Source organism: Streptomyces sp. HUAS 15-9, assembly GCF_025642155.1.
GTDB lineage: Bacteria > Actinomycetota > Actinomycetes > Streptomycetales > Streptomycetaceae > Streptomyces.
In genome coordinates, this window is the sequence record NZ_CP106799.1 from 79,929 (window position 1) to 100,489 (window position 20,561).

General features: G+C 70.0%; 19 protein-coding genes and 3 pseudogenes. 10 read left to right on the forward strand and 12 right to left on the reverse strand.

Annotation, left to right across the window (positions count from 1 at the left end; translation table 11 throughout):
- Positions 1-55: 55 nt before the first annotated feature.
- The 4 genes from N8I87_RS42585 to N8I87_RS42600 all read right to left on the reverse strand — a co-directional run bounded on the left by N8I87_RS42585 (position 56) and on the right by N8I87_RS42600 (position 2,541).
- Positions 56-565: a GNAT family N-acetyltransferase gene (locus tag N8I87_RS42585; RefSeq protein WP_263217149.1), complete on the reverse strand. Its 510-nt coding sequence runs from the start codon at positions 563-565 to the stop codon at positions 56-58.
- The gene (locus N8I87_RS42590) at positions 562-1,440 is read right to left on the reverse strand and encodes a cupin domain-containing protein (RefSeq protein WP_263217150.1); all 879 of its coding nucleotides are present in this window, start codon (positions 1,438-1,440) and stop codon (positions 562-564) included. Before N8I87_RS42590 ends, N8I87_RS42585 begins: the two co-directional genes overlap by 4 nt.
- Positions 1,437-2,297: a cupin domain-containing protein gene (locus N8I87_RS42595; protein ID WP_263217152.1), complete on the reverse strand. Its 861-nt coding sequence runs from the start codon at positions 2,295-2,297 to the stop codon at positions 1,437-1,439. Before N8I87_RS42595 ends, N8I87_RS42590 begins: the two co-directional genes overlap by 4 nt.
- Before the next feature lie 103 nt (positions 2,298-2,400).
- Entirely contained in the window at positions 2,401-2,541 is a 141-nt protein-coding gene (locus tag N8I87_RS42600) for a hypothetical protein (RefSeq protein WP_263217154.1), read from the reverse strand.
- Between the two features lie 207 nt (positions 2,542-2,748).
- Between N8I87_RS42600 and N8I87_RS42605 the strand changes: the two genes are divergently transcribed.
- Positions 2,749-3,309 carry a GNAT family N-acetyltransferase gene (locus N8I87_RS42605; protein WP_263217156.1) on the forward strand — a complete coding sequence of 187 codons (561 nt, stop codon included), beginning with the start codon at positions 2,749-2,751 and terminating at the stop codon, positions 3,307-3,309.
- Here N8I87_RS42605 and tpg read toward each other — a convergent pair.
- The 4 genes and pseudogenes from tpg to N8I87_RS42625 form a co-directional block, all read right to left on the reverse strand.
- Positions 3,306-3,860, reverse strand: coding sequence for a telomere-protecting terminal protein Tpg (gene tpg / locus N8I87_RS42610; RefSeq protein WP_263217157.1), 555 nt, complete (start codon positions 3,858-3,860; stop codon positions 3,306-3,308). The two genes, N8I87_RS42605 and tpg, sit on opposite strands and share 4 nt — an antisense overlap.
- A gap of 58 nt (positions 3,861-3,918) precedes the next feature.
- Positions 3,919-4,994 (reverse strand): annotated as a pseudogene (locus N8I87_RS42615) (2-oxoacid:ferredoxin oxidoreductase subunit beta).
- Positions 4,987-6,836, reverse strand: a pseudogene (locus N8I87_RS42620) (2-oxoacid:acceptor oxidoreductase subunit alpha); the annotation flags it as partial. The pseudogenes N8I87_RS42620 and N8I87_RS42615, both read right to left, overlap by 8 nt.
- 112 nt (positions 6,837-6,948) lie before the next feature.
- Positions 6,949-8,277, reverse strand: a complete 1,329-nt coding sequence (locus N8I87_RS42625; protein WP_263217159.1) for an aminotransferase class V-fold PLP-dependent enzyme — start codon at positions 8,275-8,277, stop codon at positions 6,949-6,951.
- Between the two features lie 438 nt (positions 8,278-8,715).
- On the opposite strand from N8I87_RS42625, the gene N8I87_RS42630 reads away from it, so the two are divergent.
- Entirely contained in the window at positions 8,716-9,426 is a 711-nt protein-coding gene (locus N8I87_RS42630; RefSeq protein WP_263217162.1) for a hypothetical protein, read from the forward strand.
- A 212-nt stretch (positions 9,427-9,638) separates the two neighbouring features.
- The gene (locus N8I87_RS42635; protein WP_263217164.1) at positions 9,639-12,263 is read left to right on the forward strand and encodes an AAA family ATPase; all 2,625 of its coding nucleotides are present in this window, start codon (positions 9,639-9,641) and stop codon (positions 12,261-12,263) included.
- Between the two features lie 253 nt (positions 12,264-12,516).
- On the opposite strand, the gene N8I87_RS42640 is transcribed toward N8I87_RS42635, so the two are convergent.
- Positions 12,517-13,695: a methyltransferase domain-containing protein gene (locus tag N8I87_RS42640; protein WP_263217165.1), complete on the reverse strand. Its 1,179-nt coding sequence runs from the start codon at positions 13,693-13,695 to the stop codon at positions 12,517-12,519.
- Positions 13,696-14,078: 383 nt separating this feature from the next.
- A pseudogene (locus N8I87_RS44685) lies at positions 14,079-14,192 on the reverse strand (lantibiotic dehydratase); the annotation flags it as partial.
- A 331-nt stretch (positions 14,193-14,523) separates the two neighbouring features.
- Here N8I87_RS44685 and N8I87_RS42650 point away from each other — a divergent pair.
- Positions 14,524-14,871 (forward strand): hypothetical protein, encoded by a 348-nt coding sequence (locus N8I87_RS42650; RefSeq protein ID WP_263217402.1) that lies wholly within the window; start codon positions 14,524-14,526, stop codon positions 14,869-14,871.
- On the opposite strand, the gene N8I87_RS42655 is transcribed toward N8I87_RS42650, so the two are convergent.
- Together N8I87_RS42655 and N8I87_RS42660 are read right to left on the reverse strand one after the other, a co-directional pair.
- Positions 14,846-15,379 (reverse strand): GNAT family N-acetyltransferase, encoded by a 534-nt coding sequence (locus tag N8I87_RS42655; protein WP_263217168.1) that lies wholly within the window; start codon positions 15,377-15,379, stop codon positions 14,846-14,848. The genes N8I87_RS42650 and N8I87_RS42655 overlap by 26 nt on opposite strands.
- Positions 15,376-16,629 (reverse strand): helix-turn-helix transcriptional regulator, encoded by a 1,254-nt coding sequence (locus N8I87_RS42660; protein ID WP_263217170.1) that lies wholly within the window; start codon positions 16,627-16,629, stop codon positions 15,376-15,378. Before N8I87_RS42660 ends, N8I87_RS42655 begins: the two co-directional genes overlap by 4 nt.
- Before the next feature lie 253 nt (positions 16,630-16,882).
- Here N8I87_RS42660 and N8I87_RS42665 point away from each other — a divergent pair, with 253 nt between their 5' ends.
- The 6 genes from N8I87_RS42665 to tgmC all read left to right on the forward strand — a co-directional run bounded on the left by N8I87_RS42665 (position 16,883) and on the right by tgmC (position 20,501).
- The gene (locus N8I87_RS42665; protein ID WP_263217172.1) at positions 16,883-17,323 is read left to right on the forward strand and encodes an ATP-binding protein; all 441 of its coding nucleotides are present in this window, start codon (positions 16,883-16,885) and stop codon (positions 17,321-17,323) included.
- A gap of 99 nt (positions 17,324-17,422) precedes the next feature.
- A complete protein-coding gene (locus N8I87_RS42670; protein WP_263217175.1) occupies positions 17,423-17,761 on the forward strand; it encodes a DUF6415 family natural product biosynthesis protein in 339 nt (112 codons plus the stop codon).
- Positions 17,758-18,060 (forward strand): hypothetical protein, encoded by a 303-nt coding sequence (locus tag N8I87_RS42675; protein WP_263217177.1) that lies wholly within the window; start codon positions 17,758-17,760, stop codon positions 18,058-18,060. Before N8I87_RS42670 ends, N8I87_RS42675 begins: the two co-directional genes overlap by 4 nt.
- A gap of 85 nt (positions 18,061-18,145) precedes the next feature.
- The gene (gene tgmA, locus N8I87_RS42680) at positions 18,146-18,442 is read left to right on the forward strand and encodes a putative ATP-grasp-modified RiPP (protein ID WP_263217178.1); all 297 of its coding nucleotides are present in this window, start codon (positions 18,146-18,148) and stop codon (positions 18,440-18,442) included.
- On the forward strand, positions 18,439-19,386 hold the full coding sequence (gene tgmB / locus N8I87_RS42685; protein WP_263217180.1) for an ATP-grasp ribosomal peptide maturase: 948 nt from the start codon (positions 18,439-18,441) through the stop codon (positions 19,384-19,386). The genes tgmA and tgmB overlap by 4 nt, the downstream gene beginning before the upstream one ends.
- Entirely contained in the window at positions 19,383-20,501 is a 1,119-nt protein-coding gene (tgmC, locus tag N8I87_RS42690; RefSeq protein WP_263217182.1) for an ATP-grasp peptide maturase system methyltransferase, read from the forward strand. Before tgmB ends, tgmC begins: the two co-directional genes overlap by 4 nt.
- Positions 20,502-20,561: the final 60 nt, after the last annotated feature.

Genomic DNA, 20,561 nt, shown 5'->3' on the forward strand with positions numbered 1-20,561 from the left:
ACGTCGGCGGGACGGGGGCGAGACGTGGGCGGGATCTCCGCGAAGCCCCCGCGTCTCAGGGCGTGCGCAGGACCGAGTAGATGAGCTGGTCGTGCCAGGCCCCCGCGCGCCACTGGGCGCGGCGGATGCGGCCCTCCAGCTCGAAGCCGGCCTTCTCCGCCGCGCGCTGCTCGGCGATGTTGTCGGCGTCGGTGCACACCTGGACGCGTTCGACGCGGGTGTGCTCGAAGAGGTAGTCGACGAGGAGGCGCTGCGCCCGGGTACCGACGCCCTGGCCGCGGTGCGCCGCGAAGAGGCCGATGGCGATCTCCCAGCAGGACGAGGTGTCCGCACGGCCCCACGCCCTGCGGAACCACTCGACGCGCCCCGCGAGGACGTCGTCAACGATGACGGACAGCATGTTCTCGTCGCCGCCGAGCAGTCCCCGCTCGTCGAGCAGCCGCCGCAGCCGTACGGTCGGCGTGTGGCCGAACCACTGGTAGGCACCCGGCCCTTCCGGTCCGGCGAACTCCGCGTCGAACCGGTCCAGGTCGGCCGCGGTCACCGGGCGCAGCGCCACACTCATCCGCGGTGCCCGGCCTTCAGTCGTACGGCCTGCTTGAGCACCTGGTCCGCGTCGGCCGCCGCCAGGGTGTCGGCCACGAGCGCGCGCAGCCGGGCCAGCCGTTCGGTCAGGGACAGCGTGTGGTGCTCCTCGGTGAGCGCCTCGTACTCGGGGTGCCCGAGCAGTTCGGCGAGGAACACATTGGCGAGGTCCTTGGTGCCGGGCTCCTCGATGGTGACGGCGATGTGGAGGGAGTTGCCGATCCGGGCGGTGGCGGAGTGCGGGGTGCCGTGCGGCATGTACAGCACGTCGCCGGGCCTCAGGGTGACCTCCATGCGGCGATCGTAGGGGATCACCCCGCCGGCGTAGCGGTCGGAGTCGCTGGTCGACGTCTCGTCGAGCCGGCCCAGCACCCAGTCCTTGACGCCCGCGATCTGCAGGACGAGCACATGGGAGCCGTCCATGTGGGCCGCGATCGCGGTCTTGCCGGGCGGGGAGAGGAAGACGAACGACTCCAACTCGGCCCGGAACTCCGGCTCCAGGGCGCGGACCAGGTCCCGCAGCCGGGGGTGCCAGTGCTCGGGCTGGCTGAACTTGAAGGTGCCGCCGGCCGCGAAGTCCCGTTTGATCTGCTCGGGGTTGATGTAGCCGGGCACGCGGTGACCGACGATCGTACGCGGCCGGGTCATCTCCGAGATCGCGGTGCGCACGCCCTCGTCGAACGAGGTGAAGTACGGGCGGATCAGCAGCCCGCAGTCCACCTCCTCCCACATCTCCTGCTCGGTGATGAGCCCGGTGAGGTCGGCCCGGGAGCGGAACACCGCGGGCTGGCTCGCCCAGTGGTCCCGGAAGAAGACCTCGGTGTCGCCGACCAGGTCCTCGAGTGTGATGGTCATCCGGTCACCTCCCGCATGGCCGTGAGGGCGGCGTTCGCCCAGGTGTCGTCGTCGAGCGTGCGGGCGGAGCCGAGCAGCGCGGAGCGCACGTTCTCGGTCCGCTCCTCCAGGGTGGTCGCGTGGAAGCGGTGGGCCAACTCCCAGTCGTTCGCCAGGAGATGGGTGGCGAGCGCTTCGAGCAGATCGTCGGGCGTCGGCTCGGTGAGGGTGAAGGTCAGGTGGAAGGAGTCACCGTCGCGGGCGATCGCGTCGTGCGGCCAGCCGTGCGGCAGGTACAGCACGTCACCCGGTTCGAGCACGAACGTGTGGGTCGGTTCCTGCGCGTCCACGTCGAGGCCGGCGTCGCCGCGCACCTGACCCTCCTGCGCGTACAGCTGCCACTCCTTGCGGCCCTCCAGCTGGACGGCCACGACGTGCGAGGCGTCGCGGTGCGGCAGCATGCCCCGGCTCTCCGGCGGGGTCCAGAAGACGTACGAGGCCACCGCGACCGGGGCCGCCGCCTCCAGCTCCTCCACGACGGAACGGGTGGGCCGGTGCCAGTCGGACAGCTGGTTGAGCTTGAGAGTGCCGCCTGCCGACATGAGCCGGTGGATCGCGGCGCGGTCGGGGAAGCCCGGCCGTTCGTGCCCGATCACGTCGCGGGACGTGGTGTAGGCACGCTCGTGCGGTACGGCGCCCTGCCGCAGGACGGAGAAGTACGGCCAGCGCAGCAGGCTGGACTCCAGCCTGTCCTCGACGACGGCGGAGGAGATGCAGCCGGCGGGATCGACCGCGCCGCGGAGGATCCGGAATTCCTTGTTCCAGGCGTCGGCGAAGATACCCTCGCCGCGCAGAGTCTCTACGAGTGATGTGGTCAACCCGACCCCCAGGGCTCCGTTGGCTTCCGTGTCCGGGCGCCGGCCGGAGGGCGCGGTGAGGTTCTCCGGGAATGCTCCCCGGCCGGCGGAGCCGTCTGGACTGTCAGGCGTTGGAGATCTGGTTCATGATCGTCTTCGGCGAGTCGAAGGCGTCCTCCTCCTCGCCGGCGATCTGGGTCTGCGCCAGCTCCTCCGGGTTCTCGGAGTTGCCCTCGATGGCGTTCTTCGTGTCACGAATACCCATGTCAGCCTCCAGCAGGCAGTGGGGGTCCCGCCGCGGATGTACGACGGACTGCCCGAGATCGTGACAAGTCGGCCTAGCAGGGCAATGGACTTCGCCTGGACCCCTCGTGCCCCGCACCCCTGTCCGACGAGCCAGGCTCCCGAGCCCCTCCCGATCTGACAGAAAGCGCCTGATCACACAGGGAGTTCGGGTGTTATGGTCCCTCGCATGGCTGAACTGATCGCCCCCACGGGACGGCTGCGTTCCTCGTGGCTCACGGCGCGGGACGAGTGGCGGCCCGGTGCTCACCAGGACGGGGCCGGCCTGCGTCTGGTCGGTGACGACGACCTCGACAGCCCGGAAGGGTTCGCCTCGTGGGTCGAGCGACTGCGCCGGCAGTCGGACCGGTCGCTGCCTGTCGGGGAAGGGCGCGTCCACGCCACCCACTGGTGGATCGTCGACGGCGAGACATACCTCGGGGCCATCGACCTCCGGCACTATCTGAACGCCTTTCTGCTGGAAGGCGGCGGACACATCGGCTACAGCGTCCGGCCTTCCGCCAGGCGACGCGGACTGGCCTCATGGGCGCTGGGAACGGTTCTGCTCAAGGCACCGGCGCTCGGTCTGGACCGCGTCCTCCTCACCTGCGACGACGGCAACGTCGGCTCGGCACGCACCATCGAGAACAACGGCGGCGTCCTCGAAGATGTGCGCAGCACCGAGACCGGGGTCAAGCGCCGCTACTGGATCACTCTCGACGACGCCGGCCACGTTCGATACGTGCCCTAATAGCCCAGTTCGAGTTCCTGGATGTCGGTGAACTCCACCGACAGTCCCTCCGCGCGGCGGTTGCGGTCCCGGAAGTACATCTCGCCCAGGCCCTCGGCCAGGATGGCCTGCAACTGCCGTTCGGTGGCGCCGGCGTCCTGGGCGGCGAAGAGGCGGGAGGCGTACTCGGGGGGCAGGGCCTGGTTGATGTAGCGGACCCGGGGGTCGTCGCTGGTGCCGGGGGCCGCCGTGAAGCCGAAGCGGGCGCGCGTCGACACGAAGATCCCGCCCGTGGCGGCCGCCTGCCGACGGGCCCGTTCCCGCACGCGCGGCTGCCAGCGCCTGCGGGTCTCGGCCGCGAGCTTCTCTGCCAGGTCATGGCGGGGGCGCTTCAGCTGGCCCTTGACGTAACGCTCCACCGTGCGCTGCGTGACGCCCAGCAGCTCGGCCACCTGCCGGGTGCCCTTCAACTGCCGTACCAGGAAACGCATCTGTGCCTGCGCCGACCTGGGGACAGGGCGCGTGAAGTGCTCGGCGGCGGCCACGTCGAGCGTGTCCCCGATACCGACCATCGCCTCGCCCTGCTTTCCTCGCTCCGCCTGTCGTCGCAGACGTTACAGGCCGAGCCGGTCAGCGGACCGTCCAGGTGTCGCCGCCGGTCAGCAGCGCGGCCAGGTCTCCCTTGCCGTTCTGCTCGACCGCCGTGTCCAGCTGGTCGGCCATTTCGGTGTCGTAGACGGGGCGGTCGACGGAGCGGAAGACCCCGATGGGGGTGTGGCGCAGGGTGTCCGGGTCGGCCAGGCGGGAGAGGGCGAACGCGGTGGTGGGGGATGCGGTGTGGGCGTCGTGGACGAGGATGCGGTGCTCGTTGTCGGGGGTGACGGTGACGACTTCCAGGTCGCCGGTGGTGGTGTTGCGGACGACTCCGCGGGTGTTGTCGGGGCCGAAGCGGATGGGCTCGCCGTGTTCGAGGCGGATGACGGCTTCCTGGGCGGTCTGCTGGTCCTTGAGGGCGTCGAAGGCGCCGTCGTTGAAGATGTTGCAGTTCTGGTAGATCTCGATGAGTGCGGTGCCGGGGTGGGTGGCGGCGGCGCGCAGGACCGAGGTGAGGTGTTTGCGGTCGGAGTCGAGGGTGCGGGCGACGAAGGACGCCTCGGCTCCGATGGCCAGCGAGACCGGGTTGAAGGGCGCGTCCAGGGAGCCCATGGGCGTGGATTTGGTGATCTTGCCGACTTCGGAGGTCGGGGAGTACTGGCCCTTGGTCAGGCCGTAGATCCGGTTGTTGAACAGGAGGATCTTGAGGTTGACGTTGCGGCGCAGGGCGTGGATGAGGTGGTTGCCGCCGATGGACAGGGCGTCTCCGTCGCCGGTGACGACCCAGACGGACAGGTCGCGGCGGGAGGTGGCCAGGCCGGTGGCGATGGCGGGGGCGCGGCCGTGGATGGAGTGCATGCCGTACGTGTTCATGTAGTACGGGAAGCGGGAGGAGCAGCCGATGCCGGAGACGAAGACGATGTTCTCCCTGGCCAGGCCGAGTTCGGGCATGAAGCCCTGGACCGCGGCCAGGATCGCGTAGTCACCGCAGCCGGGGCACCAGCGCACCTCCTGGTCCGTCTTGAAGTCCTTCATGGACTGCGGCCCTCGGCCTTCGGAACCAGCGAGAGCGCCTCGATCGTGCCCGCGCCTTCCGTGGACGTCTCAGCCATCGATGGCCTCCTTGAGCGCCTTGGCAAGCTGTTCCGCTTTGAACGGCATGCCGTTGACCTGGTTGTACGAGTGGGCGTCCACCAGGTACTTCGCCCGGACGAGCAGGGCGAGCTGCCCGAGGTTCATCTCGGGGATCACCACCTTGTCGTAACGCTTCAGCACCGCTGCGAGATTCCCCGGGAACGGGTTGAGGTGGCGCAGGTGGGCCTGCGCGATGGATTCACCGGCCGTGCGCAGGCGGCGCACCGCGGCGGTGATGGGCCCGTAGGTCGAGCCCCAGCCCAGGACGAGGGTGGTGGCCTGGTGCGGGTCGTCGACCTCGATGTCGGGGACGGTGATGCCGTCGATCTTGGCCTGGCGGGTACGGACCATGAAGTCGTGGTTGGCCGGGTCGTAGGAGATGTTGCCCGTGCCGTCCTGCTTCTCGATCCCGCCGATCCGGTGCTCGAGCCCCGGCGTGCCCGGCACCGCCCACGGCCGGGCCAGGGTGTGCGGGTCGCGCTGGTAGGGCCAGAACACCTCGCTGCCGTCGTCCAGGGTGTGGTTGGGGCCCTGGGCGAACTGCACGCTCAGATCCGGCAGCTCCTCCAGCTCCGGGATCCGCCACGGCTCCGAACCGTTGGCCAGATAGCCGTCCGAGAGCAGCATCACCGGCGTGCGGTAGGCCAGCGCGATCCGGGCCGCCTCCAGCGCCGCGTCGAAGCAGTCCGCGGGGGTCTGCGGCGCGATCACCGGGACCGGGGCCTCGCCGTTGCGGCCGTACATCGCCTGCAGCAGATCCGCCTGCTCCGTCTTCGTCGGCAGCCCCGTCGACGGCCCGCCCCGCTGGATGTCGATCACCAGCAGCGGCAGCTCCAGCGACACGGCAAGCCCGACCGTCTCCGACTTCAGCGCCACCCCGGCCCCGACGTCGTCGTCACCGCCAGGCAGCCGCCGAACGCCGCACCCAGCGCCGCACCGATCCCGGCGATCTCGTCCTCCGCCTGGAACGTACGCACCCCGAAGTTCTTGTGCTTCGACAGCTCGTGCAGGATGTCCGAGGTAGGCGTGATCGGATACGAACCCAAGAACAGCGGCAGATCCGCCTGCCGGGACGCGGCCACCAGACCGTACGCCAGCGCCAGGTTCCCGGAGATGTTGCGGTACAGACCCGGCCCAAACGCCGTCGCCGCCGGCGCCACCTCGTAGGAGACCGCGAAGTCCTCGGTCGTCTCACCGAAGTTCCAGCCCGCCCGAAACGCCGCAATGTTCGCCTCGGCGATCTGCGGCTTCTTCGCGAACTTCGCCCGCAGGAACTTCTCCGTGCCCTCCGTGGGCCGGTGATACATCCACGACAGCAGACCCAGCGCGAACATGTTCTTGCTGCGCTCGGCCTCCTTGCGCGACAGCGCGAACTCCTTGAGCGCCTGGACCGTCAGCGTCGTCAACGGCACCGGATGCAGGCTGTAACCGTCCAGCGAACCGTCCTCCAGCGGGCTGGCCGCATACCCGACCTTCTGCATCGCCCGCCCGGTGAACTCGTCGGTGTTGACGATGATCTCCGCACCGCGCGGCAGATCCCCGATGTTCGCCTTCAGCGCGGCCGGGTTCATCGCGACCAGCACGTTCGGCGCGTCCCCCGGGGTGAGGATGTCGTGGTCGGCGAAGTGCAGCTGGAACGACGAAACCCCCGGCAGCGTCCCGGCGGGGGCACGGATCTCGGCCGGGAAGTTCGGAAGCGTGGACAGGTCGTTGCCGAAGGACGCCGTCTCGGACGTGAACCGGTCACCGGTGAGCTGCATACCGTCACCCGAGTCCCCCGCGAACCGGATGATCACCCGATCGAGGCGGTGGATCTCCTTGGCGGGGGACGGTGTCGTTCCGGGAGGCGAGGTGGTTTCCACGGACATGCGCCAGAGGCTAATCAGGCGCATTAGAGGGGCGCTCGTGCGTGATGCTCCGCGTCCGTAGTGTTCACCGGGTGCGGTGCAGGGTCAGGTTGGGCCGTCCGTCGCGCTGTTGGCGCGGCCTGCGCAGGCCCGCGGCGGCGACCTCGGGGACGGTCCCGGGGGCGGCCTCGGGGGCGGGGTCCGTGCCGCTTTTCGTGCCTCGCCGGCCGCGCCACATCGCCAGGTCGGTGACGGTGCTGTGCGCGGAGCCGGGCTCGGGCACGGGCACCGGTGCGGGTGCGTGCACGGACACGGGCGACTGGTGGCGGGGCCGCTCGTGCTTCAGGACCTCGCGCAGGGCCTCGCCGAACCGGGTGATGTCCTGCGGTGAGTTGTCGTGGTGGACGGAGGCGCGCACGGCCGTGGTGACGCCGAGGCCGGGCAGGTACAGCGGGGTCTCCTGCGCGACCGTCTTCCACACGACGACGCCCCGGGCCGCGAGCTGCCGGCGCACCAGTGCGGCGGGCAGTTCGTCGTGCCGGAAGGCGATGATGCCGGACTGGATCCGCCCGGGGGCGATCAGTTCGGTGCCGGGGGCCTCCTCGATGGTGGTACGGAGACCGGCGACCAGGTCGTCGTCCGGCAGGGCCTCGGTGTACTCGGCAAGGGCCGTGTTCAGCGCCATGACGGCGGCACCGTGCGGCGGTACGACCGGATCGACACCGGCCGGTGCCAGGAGCTTCCTGAACCGAGGTGACGTAGCGGCGAAGCCGACCGACTGCGGGCCGCGCAGGAACCGCCAGCCGTCGCCGGTGAGCAGGTCGCAGCCGATGCGGGCCGCGTCCACGGGGAACTGGCCGACCGCGTAGGAGGCGTCGACGGCGTACACGCAGCGGTGTGCGGCGAGGATGCGGCCCACGTCCTCCACGGGGTTGACGATGCCGCAGCCGGCCGGGACGTAGGTCACCGAGACGAGGGCTACGTCGTCGTCGATGTGCGTGGCCATCCACTCCAGGTCCAGGTCGCCGTCCGGGCGCAGCGGTACGACGTCCAGGGCGCAGCGGGTGCGGTCGCGCAGGGCGTACAGGGTGGAGAGGTTGGCGGCGCCCTCGTAGGGAGTCGTCCAGATGCGGTCGCCCGGGCCGAGCGGCAGGCGGCCGAGAAGGGTGGCGTACGCGTCCGCGGCGCCGGTGAACAGGGTGGTGTCGCCGGCCGGGGTACCCAGCAGGGCGGCGAGGCGCTCGTCGATCTCGTCGAGGACGACGTCGTCGAGGTACTCCTCCAACTCGTAGGGGCCGTAACGGTCGTCGTGGCGCGTCCACTCGGTGAGGGTCGCGCGTACGGCGGCGGGCATGCGGCCCAGACCAGCCGAGTTCAGGTGGACCATTCGGTCGCCGTGTGACGTCGTATTCACTTCCGGGGCCTCCCCCCGTGCGATGGGGCAATGCCTTGCCTTGTGCTTGGCAACACATTGCCAATACTTACGGCGAGTTGGCAACGTGGGCTCAGGCGGCGCTCTAGTGGCGGGGCTTTGCCAGGCTCTTCCGGCTTCCTTCTGCCTCCCTTCTGCCTTGCTTCTGGCTTCTGTCCCGGTTCTGCCCGGCTCGGTTTCCTAGGAGTTGCCAAGTTCTGGCAGAGAGGCTCGCGTTCTGCCAAATCCCTATATCTGCACAGGTCAACAGCGGTTCGATATGGCAACTTCGGTGTGCCGACCGGGACTCTGGGGCGTTTCTGGCGCCCTTCTTGAGCCAATTTCGATCAATTCCCCAGTGATTTACGAGATTTCCTTGCCAACCTTCTTGGCAAGAGGTTGCCAAACAGCCGGACCGAAATTGACACAGAGGAGCCCGCCATGAACCGCATCGCCAAGATCGCCGCCACCACCGCCGCTGTCGCCGCCACCGCGTTCTCCGCCGTCGGAGTCGGCGCCGTCACCGCGGAGGCCATCGGCTGGCCGACCACGACGCAGTCGGCGACCACGACGGACGCCATCGGCTGGCCGAAGGCCGCGACCACCGTCTCCACCGCCGGCACCGACGACATCGGGTGGCCGACCGCCACCGCCGCCTCCGCCAAGAACACCGACGGCATCGGCTGGCCCAAGGCCGCCACCGCCTCCACCACCGGCACCGACGACATCGGCTGGCCCAAGGCCGCCACCACCGTCTCCACCGCCGGCACCGACGACATCGGCTGGCCGACCGCCACCGCCGCCTCCGCCAAGAACACCGACGGCATCGGCTGGCCCAAGGCCGCCACCGCCTCCACCACCGGCACCGACGACATCGGCTGGCCCAAGGCCGCCACCGTCTCCGCCAAGAACACGGACGACATCGGCTGGCCGACCGCCACCGCCGCCTCCGCCAAGAACACCGACGGCATCGGCTGGCCCAAGGCCGCCACCGTCTCCGCCAAGAACACGGACGGCATCGGGTGGCCGACCGCCACCGCCGCCTCCGCCAAGAACACCGACGGCATCGGCTGGCCCAAGGCCGCCACCGCCTCCACCACCGGCACCGACGACATCGGCTGGCCCAAGGCCGCGACCGTCGCCGCCGTCTGAACCGTCGCCTGCGAGCAACGGAGACCTCTCCACCGATCCGCCGATTCACCGATCCACCGAGAAGCCCCCGCCGGCCATCGTGCCGCCGCGGGGGCTTCGGTCGTTTGCGGGCCCGTTGAGCGGGTGTCATCTCCGTCCCGGCTCCACCCCCCTTAAAGGCAGTGATCGCATTCTTGCCCCGACCAGCGCGGTTCCAGTGAAAGGGCGGGCTCATGACGCAGGTGGGCAGAGCATCGGTGGCCGGTGCTCTGGAGACGGTCCTCGCCACCTGTACGGTGGGGCGCTCCCGGGTGGTACTGATCGAGGGCGCCGCCGGCTGCGGCAAGAGCCGTCTTCTGCACGCCGTGGCCGAACAGGCCGTAGTCGCCGGGGCGTTGGTGCTCACCGCGGCCGCCACCGAGGCCGGACGCCGGATGCCGCTCGGTGTGCTGCGCCAACTGGTCGGCAGCGCCCCGCCGTTCGCACTCCCCCGCACCGGCGCCGAGGACACGAAGCCGACCCGGGAGGCGATGCGGACGTTCTGCGCGGAGCTGTGCGATCTCGCCCTCGCCGGGCCGGTGGTGCTGTGCCTGGACGACGTGCAGCACGCGGACGCGCAGTCGCTGCACCACCTCGGGTATCTCGTACGGCATGCCCGGCCCGCCCCCGTACTGGTCGTCGGCACCGTGTCGTCGTACGCCGACGCGGCTCAGGAGCCCTCGTGCGCACCCGAGTTGACGCGTCAGCCGCACTTCCGCCGGATCCGGATCGGCCTGCTGTCGGCCCGGGAGACCGCGGAGGTTACGGTGGCCCGCCCATGGGAGTGGCCGGGGCCGGCCCGTCCCGGTCGTACGGCGGCGGAGCTGCACCGCATCACCGGTGGCAACCCGCTGCTGCTGCACGCCCTGTTGGAGGAGGACCGCGCCACATCCGCCTCGCCGCCGCCGGCCCCGGCGCCCGACGGGCCGTTCGCCACGGCCGTCGCCGCCTGTCTGCGGCGCAGTGGTCCGGGTGCCCTGGCCGCGGGCCGGGCGGTGGCGATCCTGGCGGAGCGGGCGACCGAGCCGCTGGTCACGCGCATGCTGCGCCCCGAGGACGACGCCGCACCCGCGCTGGCCGCGCTACGCGCCTGCGGGCTCCTGGACGGGCTGCTCCACGGGCTCCTCGACGGGCTCCGCTTCCGGCACCCCGCCGTCCGCGCTGCCGTACTGGCGGACGCCTCACCGCGTGCCCGCGCGGACCTGCACCGGAGGGCCGCGCTGGTGCTGACGGCGGCGGGGGCGCCGGCCGACGTGGTGGCCGGCCATCTGCTCGCGCCGCGGGCGGACGGCGCGCGTGTGCCCGTACGGCCCGAGGATTTCACGCTGCTCATGGACACCGCCGAGGGCCTGCTGGCCGAGCGCCCCGGGGAACACCGCACCGACCAGGCCGAGCGCCTGCTCGAACTGGCCCACGGGATCTGCCCCGACGAGGCCGCACGGACCGGCGTGGCGCTGCGGCTCACGCAGATCGCCGCGCGCCGTGATCCGGAGGCCGCCGAGCGGCGGCTGACCGCGTTGGTCACCGGGCCGCGTGCGGCTCTGCCCGCGGCGGGAGCGGAGCACCGGTCGCGGTCGGCCGGATTGCTGCTCGCGCAGGGGCGGATCGCCGAGTCGGCCGCGCTGCTGCGGGAGGCGGGCGAGCCGGGCGCCCACGGCGAGACGCCCTTCGACGCCCTGCTCGACTCCCCGTTGGCAGGCCGCGCGGAGGTGCCGGGGCCGGGGCGGCTGACCGACGCCACCCTGGCCCCGCTGGTCCTGGCGGTGCGTACGCTGCTGTACTCCGACCGTCCCGGGCGTGCCGTGCCGGTGAGCCGGCGGCTGCTGGAGGAGGCGGAGGCGAGCGGGGCGCCCGGCTGGCGGGCGGTCTTCGCGACGCTGCACGCCGAGGCGCTGCTGCGGGTGGGCGACGTACGCGGTGCCCGCGCGCGGGCGACGGAGGCGCTCGAGGCGCTGCCCGCGGGCGGCGGCGGGACCTTCCGCTACGCGCCGGTCGCGGTGCTCGTCGAGGCGTGCGGTGCGATGGGCCGGTACGAGGAGGCCGCCGGGCACATCCACCACCCCGTCACCCGGCGCGTGCTGAACACCCTGTACGGCCTGCAGTATCTGCGCGCCCGCGGGCTGCGCCACCTGGACCTGGGCCGACCGCAGGCCGCACTCGCCGACTTCCGCAGGGCCGGGCGGCAGCTGCAGCTGTGGCGGGCGGACCGGGCGGCGTGCCTGCCATGGCGTACGGACGCGGCACAGGCGCTGCTGCGACTGGGCAAGGTACGGCAGGCGCGCGAACTGGCAGAGGAGCAGCTGACGTTGCCGGACGGCGAGCGGCCGTGGGTGCGGGGCCAGTGCCTGCGGCTGCTGGCCGCGACGGACGAACCCGGGTCGCGCACCGTGCTGCTGCGGCAGGCGGTGGAGCAACTGCGGTGCAGCGGTGCGCGGTTGGAGACAGCGCGGACGCTGGCCGACCTGGGCCACGCGCTGCATGCGGACGGCGTCCTGTCGCAGGGGGCGGCCACGCTGCGTGCCGCGTGGAGCCTGGCCCAGCAGATGGGAGCGGTGGCGCTGCGCGACGAGCTGCTGCCCGGCTCCGGCGCTGTCACCGTCGTACACGGCACGGCCGTACCGGAGGAGCTGACCGACTCCGAGCGGCGGGTGGCGGCGCTGGCGACACAGGGGCTGACCAACCGGCAGATCGCGGCGCGACTGTTCGTCACGGCGAGCACGGTCGAACAGCACCTGACCCGCGTCTACCGCAAGCTGGGCGTACCCGGCCGCAACGGGCTCCCGGCGGAGCCGGCCGACGGGGTGCCGGTGACCGGCTGACCGTGCTGCGCAGTACGGGCTGATCTATGATCCGGGCGTTCTGATACGGTTCCCGAACTTGACCCCAGGGTTTGCGCTGGCCAGCCGCGCGGCCGGCAGCTTCTGCTTCACGCCAGTCAGGCCTTGCTCACACACCTACTCTCGTCGGCGCCCTCCTCGCCGTGGGGCTGCGGCTTCCGGATGACCTCGGGCATGGAAAATCCCCGGCCGTCCGCCACGGGGGAACGACGGAAGGCCGGGGCCGTTGTCGGGATCAGGCGAAGGTCAGAACGTCTGCCGGGCGGTCCAGCCAAGCGCGGGTGGTCCCGTCCGGGCTGACCGTGAGGCCGAACCGGTCAAGGTCGGGCCTGCCGTGCTCCGCCCACCATGTCAGGGCACGCTCTACCTCGTCCCACAGGCGGCGCGGCCCGGACTGGTAGACAGTGGCATGCGGCTCGTCGGCGGCGAACTCGACGGCGGCCCATGACTGGCTCGTCAGGTCGAAGAACCACGCCTTCCCGGCACCCTGGTCCGTCTGGTTGACGACATGGGCGCAGTCGGGCACACAGAGCCCCGTTACGAACCGCGCGGGCTCGTTGCGGCCTCCCAGGTCCGCCAGGGTCAGCGGCGTTCGGGACTCGTCGGCGTCGCCGGGGAAGGCGGGGACGTATTCGGCGAATCGGTTCCAGTCGAGACGCTGAGATCGTAGCTTCATGAACTCGACCATGCGGAGGAACGGCCCGGACGCCTGGCCGTCCTCGTGCACGGTCAGCCGGACCAGAGCGTCCTGGTCACTGTAGTGGGCGCCCCACGGGGCGAGGATGACCCCGCCTGGCCGGGTCTGCTCCAACCAGCGCGACGGGACAGCTCGCACGCCTGCCGTAACGATCAAGCGGTCATACGGTGCCCCGTCCGGCCACCCGTCCCGGCCGTCCCCGTGGACCACCTCGGGGTTGAGTCCGGCACGCTTCAAGGCGGCGCGGGCCCGGTCGGCGACGGCGGCGTCGATCTCGACGCTGACCACGTTGGAGCCGCCCAACCGGCGGGTGAGCAGTCCGGCGTTCCAGCCGGTACCGGTGCCGACTTCGAGCACCCGCATGCCGTCGCTCACGTCCAGGTCGCGCAGTATGGCAGCCACGACAGACGGCATACTCGCCGAACTGGTCGCCACGGTGCCCGGCTCGGTGCCGGTGTGCCGGCCATCGTCCCACTGGGTGACGACGGGGACGTTCGCGTATGCGGTTCGCTCCCACGCTACGGGGTCGTCGCTGCGGCTGACCGGCCGGCTCCGGCCGCTGGCCATGTCGTACGCCCACATCAGATTCGGCAGGAAGGCGGATCGCGGCACGGCCCTGAACATCTCGGCCCATTCGGGCGTCAGGGCTCCGATTTCGAGGAGGTACCGCGCCAGCCCCTCGCCGGCGCGGCCGTCCTGCTCATGCGTGAGCGTCATTTGCGATGCTTTCCGTCTCCGGGCGGCGACTCGCCGTCCGGGGGCGGCGGCGGGGGCGGCGTCCAGGGCTTGCCGGGAAGTTCGTCCCCGCCGTCCCCGTCACCTTCGTTCCAGACAATCGGTCCCAGCATGGCCGGACCCTCCCTTGGCTCTTACGGAACCCGTCAGGCGGAACGCCGAACGGGGTTGTGCTGCCCGTCCCCGACCGGGGGCGGGAGTCTGAGCGGTCGGCGCGTCCGTAAGCTGCTCAGCTCGCCATGTAGCCGGAGCCACAGCCGGAACGTACACGCCTTGCCGGCGAACAGCTCGGCACTGTTGTCCGCGCCTTCGCAAACACCGAGCGCGGTCACGGGTAGGCCGCCGTGCTCGCACTTGAAGCCAACCAGCCACTCGGCCCCCGCGCGGCCGACGGCCACGTGTTCCTCGCCCCAGCCTGCCTGCGCCTGCGGGCCGAACTCTGCGGTGGCCACGCCGGCGAACAGGCCGAAGGGTGTCGCCCCGTCCGTCCAGGTCGAAGCCGTCCGATGCCCCCGGGATCTGCGGGCGCACTTCGGTACGGCTGGGCACTCCTGCGCTGCCGTCATATTCCAACTCCATGCGATTGTTGGGGGTGTTACTGGCCCGGACGCTCACCAGGTGCCATCACGGGAGCATTGCCAGAGGCTGCTACCGGACGGCTCCTGGCCGCCCGGCACGGGAGACGTGATCCGCGTAGGAAGTCCTCGCGGTTCTCTGCCTCGCACCGGGAAGTCGTGTGCCGAAGTCTGATCAAGGGCTGGTTCCACTGATCCCCGCAACACCCTGGAGTTCAGGGGAGTTGCGGGGATCGTGGATTTTGAGGTGCTGAAGGCCAGGTTCTTCGAGGCGCTGGACCGAAAGGACGGCAGCATCACCGCTGCCGCTCGCGCGGCCGGTGTGAACCGCAATGATGCGGCGTTCGGATGGGCCCGCCAGGCCGGTGTCCGCGGTCGCGGCAAGCCCGACACCTGCGGGCATCCCGACGCCGTCGCCGCCGAACTCAACAGCCGCCCACGCAAAACGCTCGGCTGGGAAACCCCAGCCGAGCGTCTGCCTGATCTACTGACGGCCAAGCCATCAGGTGTTGCGAGGACCCCGAGAATCCGCCCCCTCGGAAGCGGGGCATCGCCGTTCAGGCTGCCGCTCGCAGCTCCCTGACCATCACCGCGTACAGGGGCGAGTCGGCGAACGGCCGCTGCTCACCCACCTTGTCGTAGCCCCACGTCTCGTACAGCGACTGCACCTTCGGGTGGGTCACGTCGACCAGCAGCACGGCCAGGTCCTCGGTGCGGGCCTTCAACAGGGCCTCGTGCAGCCGCTCGGAAATCCCCTGCTTGCGCCACCCCGGACGGACCATGACCTCGGAGACGGCATAGGTCGAGGTGTATCCGTTGTTCGGCTCGTACTCGGTCTTGCGCCACCACTCCCGGCCGGGCTGAAGCGGGGCACCGTAGGCGAAACCCGTCGGCTCCTCACCGTCGAACGCCACGACGCAGGTGAAGCCCTCCATGCCCGACCAGTGGTCGACGAACCACGGGAAGCGCTGGTTGAACTCATCGTCCATGGCGTCGGCGTAAGCGTCCGCGTGCACCTCGATCAGCAACTGCTTGAAGCCCTCCGGCAGGCTGCCGTGCTGGAAGTGCCGCAGGCCGATCACGCTGGTCACCCTCGACTCCATTCATCTCGCATACGGTCCGCCCAGTCGCGGGCGTAGGACGTGGACGGCGCCAGACGGAAGAGGTCTCGATGGAAGTCTCCAACCAGGGTCCTCATACGTCCAGGTAGTGGCGCGCCATCCATGATCGCGAACACGTCAGCGGCCGTTCGCGTCGCCTGTTCCGGCTCTCCCTGGTGCAATTGCGCGCTCGCGAGTTGGCATGTTGCCAGGGCCCGATTGCGGCGGAACTCTGGAGGGATCTTGCCCAGCGCACGGTGGGCCATGGCTTCGGCCTCCGCGTGCTTCCCGCCGCGGTTCATGATGATGGCGGCCAGGTGGTTCAGTTCGGCCGTGCCGTAGAAGGCTGTCCACCGCGGGCGTTCCTCCTCGGCCGCCTTGCGGAGCGACTCCTGGGCCCCACCGAGGGACCGCTGAGCTGCCCTTGCGTCATCCAGCGTCGAGCACGCGAGAGCAACTCGGACCCGGCCCATTGAGCCGAAGAACGGATCCCTCCGCGCCGCCGTGGACGCCTGAGCTGCTTGTGCCGCCGCGAGCTGCTCAGGCCAGTTCTTGCGCTGGTAGGCGAGCATGGTCTGGTTCATCCAGACCCGCATCTCCGTGGACGGATCCTGGGAGAGGCCGGCGAAGGTCGACGCCTCGTGGAGATGCCTCTGTGCCTCGTCCAGTTCACGCAGGTCGATGTAGGCCCAGGCGGCGATGGTGGTGAACTCGGCGGCGAGCGCGTACAGCGCACCCCTTACGCGCTGGCTGGCGTTGCGCTGCTGGAGGTCCAGGACCTCTACACGGCCTTCAAGGGCAGCCGCCGCCAGCTTCTTGTGCCCGCCGTGACGGTCATCCGCTTCGATCAGCGCGTGCATCCCTGCCGTGGCGCGCTGGACGTCGGACATGCCGACCGAACGCCGCTGTCTGACGAGGGGAACTGCGCCGGCAGCCGATCCGGTGGTGGATGCGAGGAATTCGCGACGCCGCACAGGGTCCTCCGGAGGATGTTGCATGGAGCGTGGTGCGCTGAACCCTAAATCCTCTACAGGACAGCCGAACACACGCTCAAGTGCCGCGCACGTGCGGCCAATCGGTCGGCGGCTCGATCCGTTGAGCAGATTCCGGACCGTTCGCGCGGAGACGTCCCCCGGCCGGCCGGTGATGTCCCACAGGACGTCGTTGAGCTTGTAGGCCAACTCGTCCTGCGTGAGCCCCAGTTCATCCATTCGGCCTTTGAGGGCGAGGTTCTCTCCCATGAAACGACGGTAGCTCCGAGTGACGGCCCGCGACCAGGCGTCAGGTAATGAGACTTTAAAGTCTTCCGGTTGGGCCACTTGCGCAGAAACGGAACCCTTCCTGTATTTCGTCTCGCGGCGGTCGTTGACTGGACATCAGCCGCCGGGCCCGACCACCCGGTTCCCCCTGTCCGGCGGCGTGGAGAGAGCCCGGCCCTGAGCGTCCACCGACGGGTCGGGCGACCCACCCCCACGGAGGGATCACCTCGTGACGATGACTGCTGCCAGAGCCGCTGGGACGGACGTGCCCAGCTACACCGAGACGTGGCCGTGCGAAGAGAAGTCGGCGCCGAAGGCTCGGCAACTCGTGTCAGCAGCCCTGTCCCTGTGGGGGATAGGCCCATCAGACGCGGCGGATGATGTCCACGTGGTCGCATCGGAACTCGTCGCCAACGCGATCACGCACTCGGGGTGCGCGAGCTTTCGGATCAGGGTGTCACGACTGGACCGGACGACCGTGCAGGTCCTGGTCACGGACACGAGCCGAAAGGAACCGACGCTGCGGCCGGCGGGCGCAGACGCGGAGACCGGTCGGGGCCTGCGCCTCGTAGACGTCCTGAGCCTCAAGTGGGGGTGCGAGCCCCAACGCTGGGGCAAGAAGGTCTGGGCGGAACTGCGCGTGCCGGGCGGTCCCGAGTGCCGGCAGGAGTCCTGATGGCCCAGCCGGCATTAAGTCTGCACCCGGATCCTGAGGCCACACCGAAGTGGCACGCGCCCTTCGCACCCGACGAACTACGCGGCGTCCTGACACGAAATGAACAAGTGGCGACCGATCGATCTGAACGCCATCTTCGACGACCTGGACCAGCTCCTGGGAGAGCAGATGCCGGCCGCCGCAGATCTCGGTGCTGTCAGTGACCGTCTTCGGGACACCCTCAGACAGCTCAGCAACATCGCATGCACAGACCCAGTGTTCCGTCCGGGACCGGAGATCGCGGCACTCGTTCAGCGCGGAGAAGAACTACGCGCCCAAGAGCCGCCTGGCGACTACCGACAGGCCCTGGGGCTGTCCCGGCGGATCGCCCTGACGACTTCCGACCTCATCGACCGCCTCCTCGAAGAGCGGCAACTCAAGGACGACGACCAGCCATGACCAACGCCTGCGCCACCGACCGAGTCCGTGTGGCGGCCAACCTCAGACGTATCGCGGCGCTGCTCGACCCGCCGCCACCCACCATGAGGGACCGCTGCCGCACCGCTCGGTACGCCGTGTGTGAGTGGTGGAGCCGACACCTGACGCAGCGCGAGCTGTACCGCCGGTTCGACGCAGTCGAGCAGTTGATGGCGCTGAAGCGGCAGCGGGACGGTTCCCCGCAGCCCGCCGACCCGATGCGGCGGGCGACCTACGACTTGTCCGTCGTGCTGAGCGAACTCGACGACGGACCCATCTAAGCCCCCGCCCCGGTCGGTCTCACTTTGGACGGTCGCCTGGCCGGGGCGGGTCCCCTGATCCATCACTGCGACACAAGGGAGAGGTATGTTCGTCCACTCCGATCGCCTGCCCGCCAGCCCCGCGATCCCGCAGGGACTCACCACCGTGCGTCCGTGGGGCGTGGGCCGCATGGCGCCCTACCCCTCGATGGCGCCCGGGTACGCCACGGCCACGCTGGACCCGGAGACCCAGACCACCGTGTTCCGCGATCCCTCCGGCCAGGTCATGGAGATGCCCGGCCACGGCACCAGCACCGGCACCACCCCGTCCACGGGTACCAGCCCCGACGGGCAGGGCCAGGGCAACACGGACTCCGACACCGGGAGCGACGGCGACCAGTGACTGATCCGCGTCCGGTGTTGGTCGTCACCAGCCTGTACGACCCCACCGCCGACGTGGTGATCCGCGAGCTGCACGACCGGGGTGTCCCGGTCGTGCGGCTCGATTCGGGGGATTTCCCCGCATCACTGTCGGTGGAAGCAGAAATCAGTGAGTACGGCGTCCAGGGACGCCTCATGACGCCGTCCCGCACCGCCGACCTGGCGAACATCCGCGCCCTCTACTACCGGCGCCCGTCGGGCTTCGCCTTTCCGCACCTCGACGAGCAGGACGCACGGTTCGCGGTAACGCAGGCGAGGTACGGACTCGGGGGAGTACTGGCGTCACTGCCAGGCTGCCTGTACGTCAACCACCCCCATCGCATCGGGGACGCGGAGTTCAAGCCGGCTGAGCTCGCCGCGGCGGTGCAGGCCGGCTTCCTCGTACCGCCCACGCTCATCACCTCCGACCCCGATGCCGCCAGGGCCTTCGTCAAGAAGAACGACGCAGTGATCTACAAGCCGTTGTCGAACCCCGTGTACCTGGTCGACGGCGTCTCGTCCGTCGTCAAGGTCGCCGAGGTAAGGGCGGAGGACATCGACGACGGCGTGGCCAGCACCGCCCACCTGTTCCAGCGGCGTATCCGGAAAGCGGCCGACGTCCGGGTGACCGTGATCGGGTCGAAGATGTTCTGCGTCCGCATCGACTCCGACCTCCTGGACTGGCGTACCGACTACAGCCGACTCCGCTACACCCCTGTGGAACCGCCGCCGAGGATCGAGCCCGCGCTCCACCACTACATGGCCCACTTCGGTCTCGTCTTCGGCGCTTTCGACTTCTGCATCGACGAAGACGGGCAATGGTGGTTTCTGGAATGCAATCCCTCCGGCCAGTGGTACTGGCTGGAGCCCGAAACGGGCCTGCCGATGCTCGCGGCCCTGGCGGATCTACTGGAGAAGGACACGTGACCGACCAAGCACAGCTCCACAAGCAGCTCCTCCACACCCTGACGGCAGGCGGCAGTCTGCGTACGGAGCCGTGGAAGCGCGCCGCCGAGGCGGTCCCCCGGCACGAGTTCCTCCGGGGCGGGTTCTTCCGCCGGGTGGAAGCGTCAGCCCAGCTCGCGTATGAGCCCGTCCTCGAAGGTGACGCCGGCTGGCTCGAAGCCTGTTACAAGGACGACTCGCTGATCACGCAGATCGCAGGCACCATCGTGCCGCGCGACGTCCGCGGTCAGATCCTGCGAGAGCCGACCAGTTCCAGCACACTTCCCTCTCTCGTGCTGCGCATGCTGGAGGACCTCCACGTCGAGTCCGACTCGAAGGTGCTGGAGATCGGGACAGGCACCGGATACTCGACAGCAGTGCTCTGCGCCCGACTGCACGAGGACAACGTCACCTCCATCGAGTACGACGAGGACGTGGCCGGCCGGGCACGTATGGCCCTCGCTCGGCAGGACATGTTCCCCACGATCATCACGGGCGACGGGCTCCTGGGCTACGCCGAATCGGCTCCGTACGACAGGACCATCGCGACATGCGGGGTCCGCACAGTGCCCGCCGCATGGGTCGAGCAGACGAAGCCCGGAGGACTGATCCTGGCGACCATCGGCGGCTGGCTCGGCTCGTCGGAACTGGCACGCCTCACCGTCAACGACGACGGCACGGCGACCGGACCACTGCTGAGCGGCGACATCAGCTTCATGCTCGCGCGCCCGCACGCAGCACCGCCCCTCGGCATCCTCCCTGACCTGAACAAGGGGAAGGAACGCGAGGCCGTCATCGGCAGCGACGTACTGTCCGACTGGGCCACCCGCTTCGTCGTGCAACTCGCTGCGCCGAACGCCCAGCGGCTGACCATGGACCGCGACGGGCATACGGAGGACGTGCTGATCGACGTCAAGTCGAGCTCCTGGGCTGCCGTGTACGCGGACGGCGGGCGGTGGATCGTGCGTCAGGACGGACCCGAAGCGCTCTGGGACGCGGTCGAGGCGCAACTCGGCCGCTGGCACGCGGCCGGCACACCTGCGCTGGAAGAGTTCACGGTCACGGTGACACCGGACGGCCAGGCCATCTCCTGGTGAGCGCCGTCCCCACGAACGGCCCCACCCGACCACTCCCCCCGAGGTGTACGGGTGGGGCCT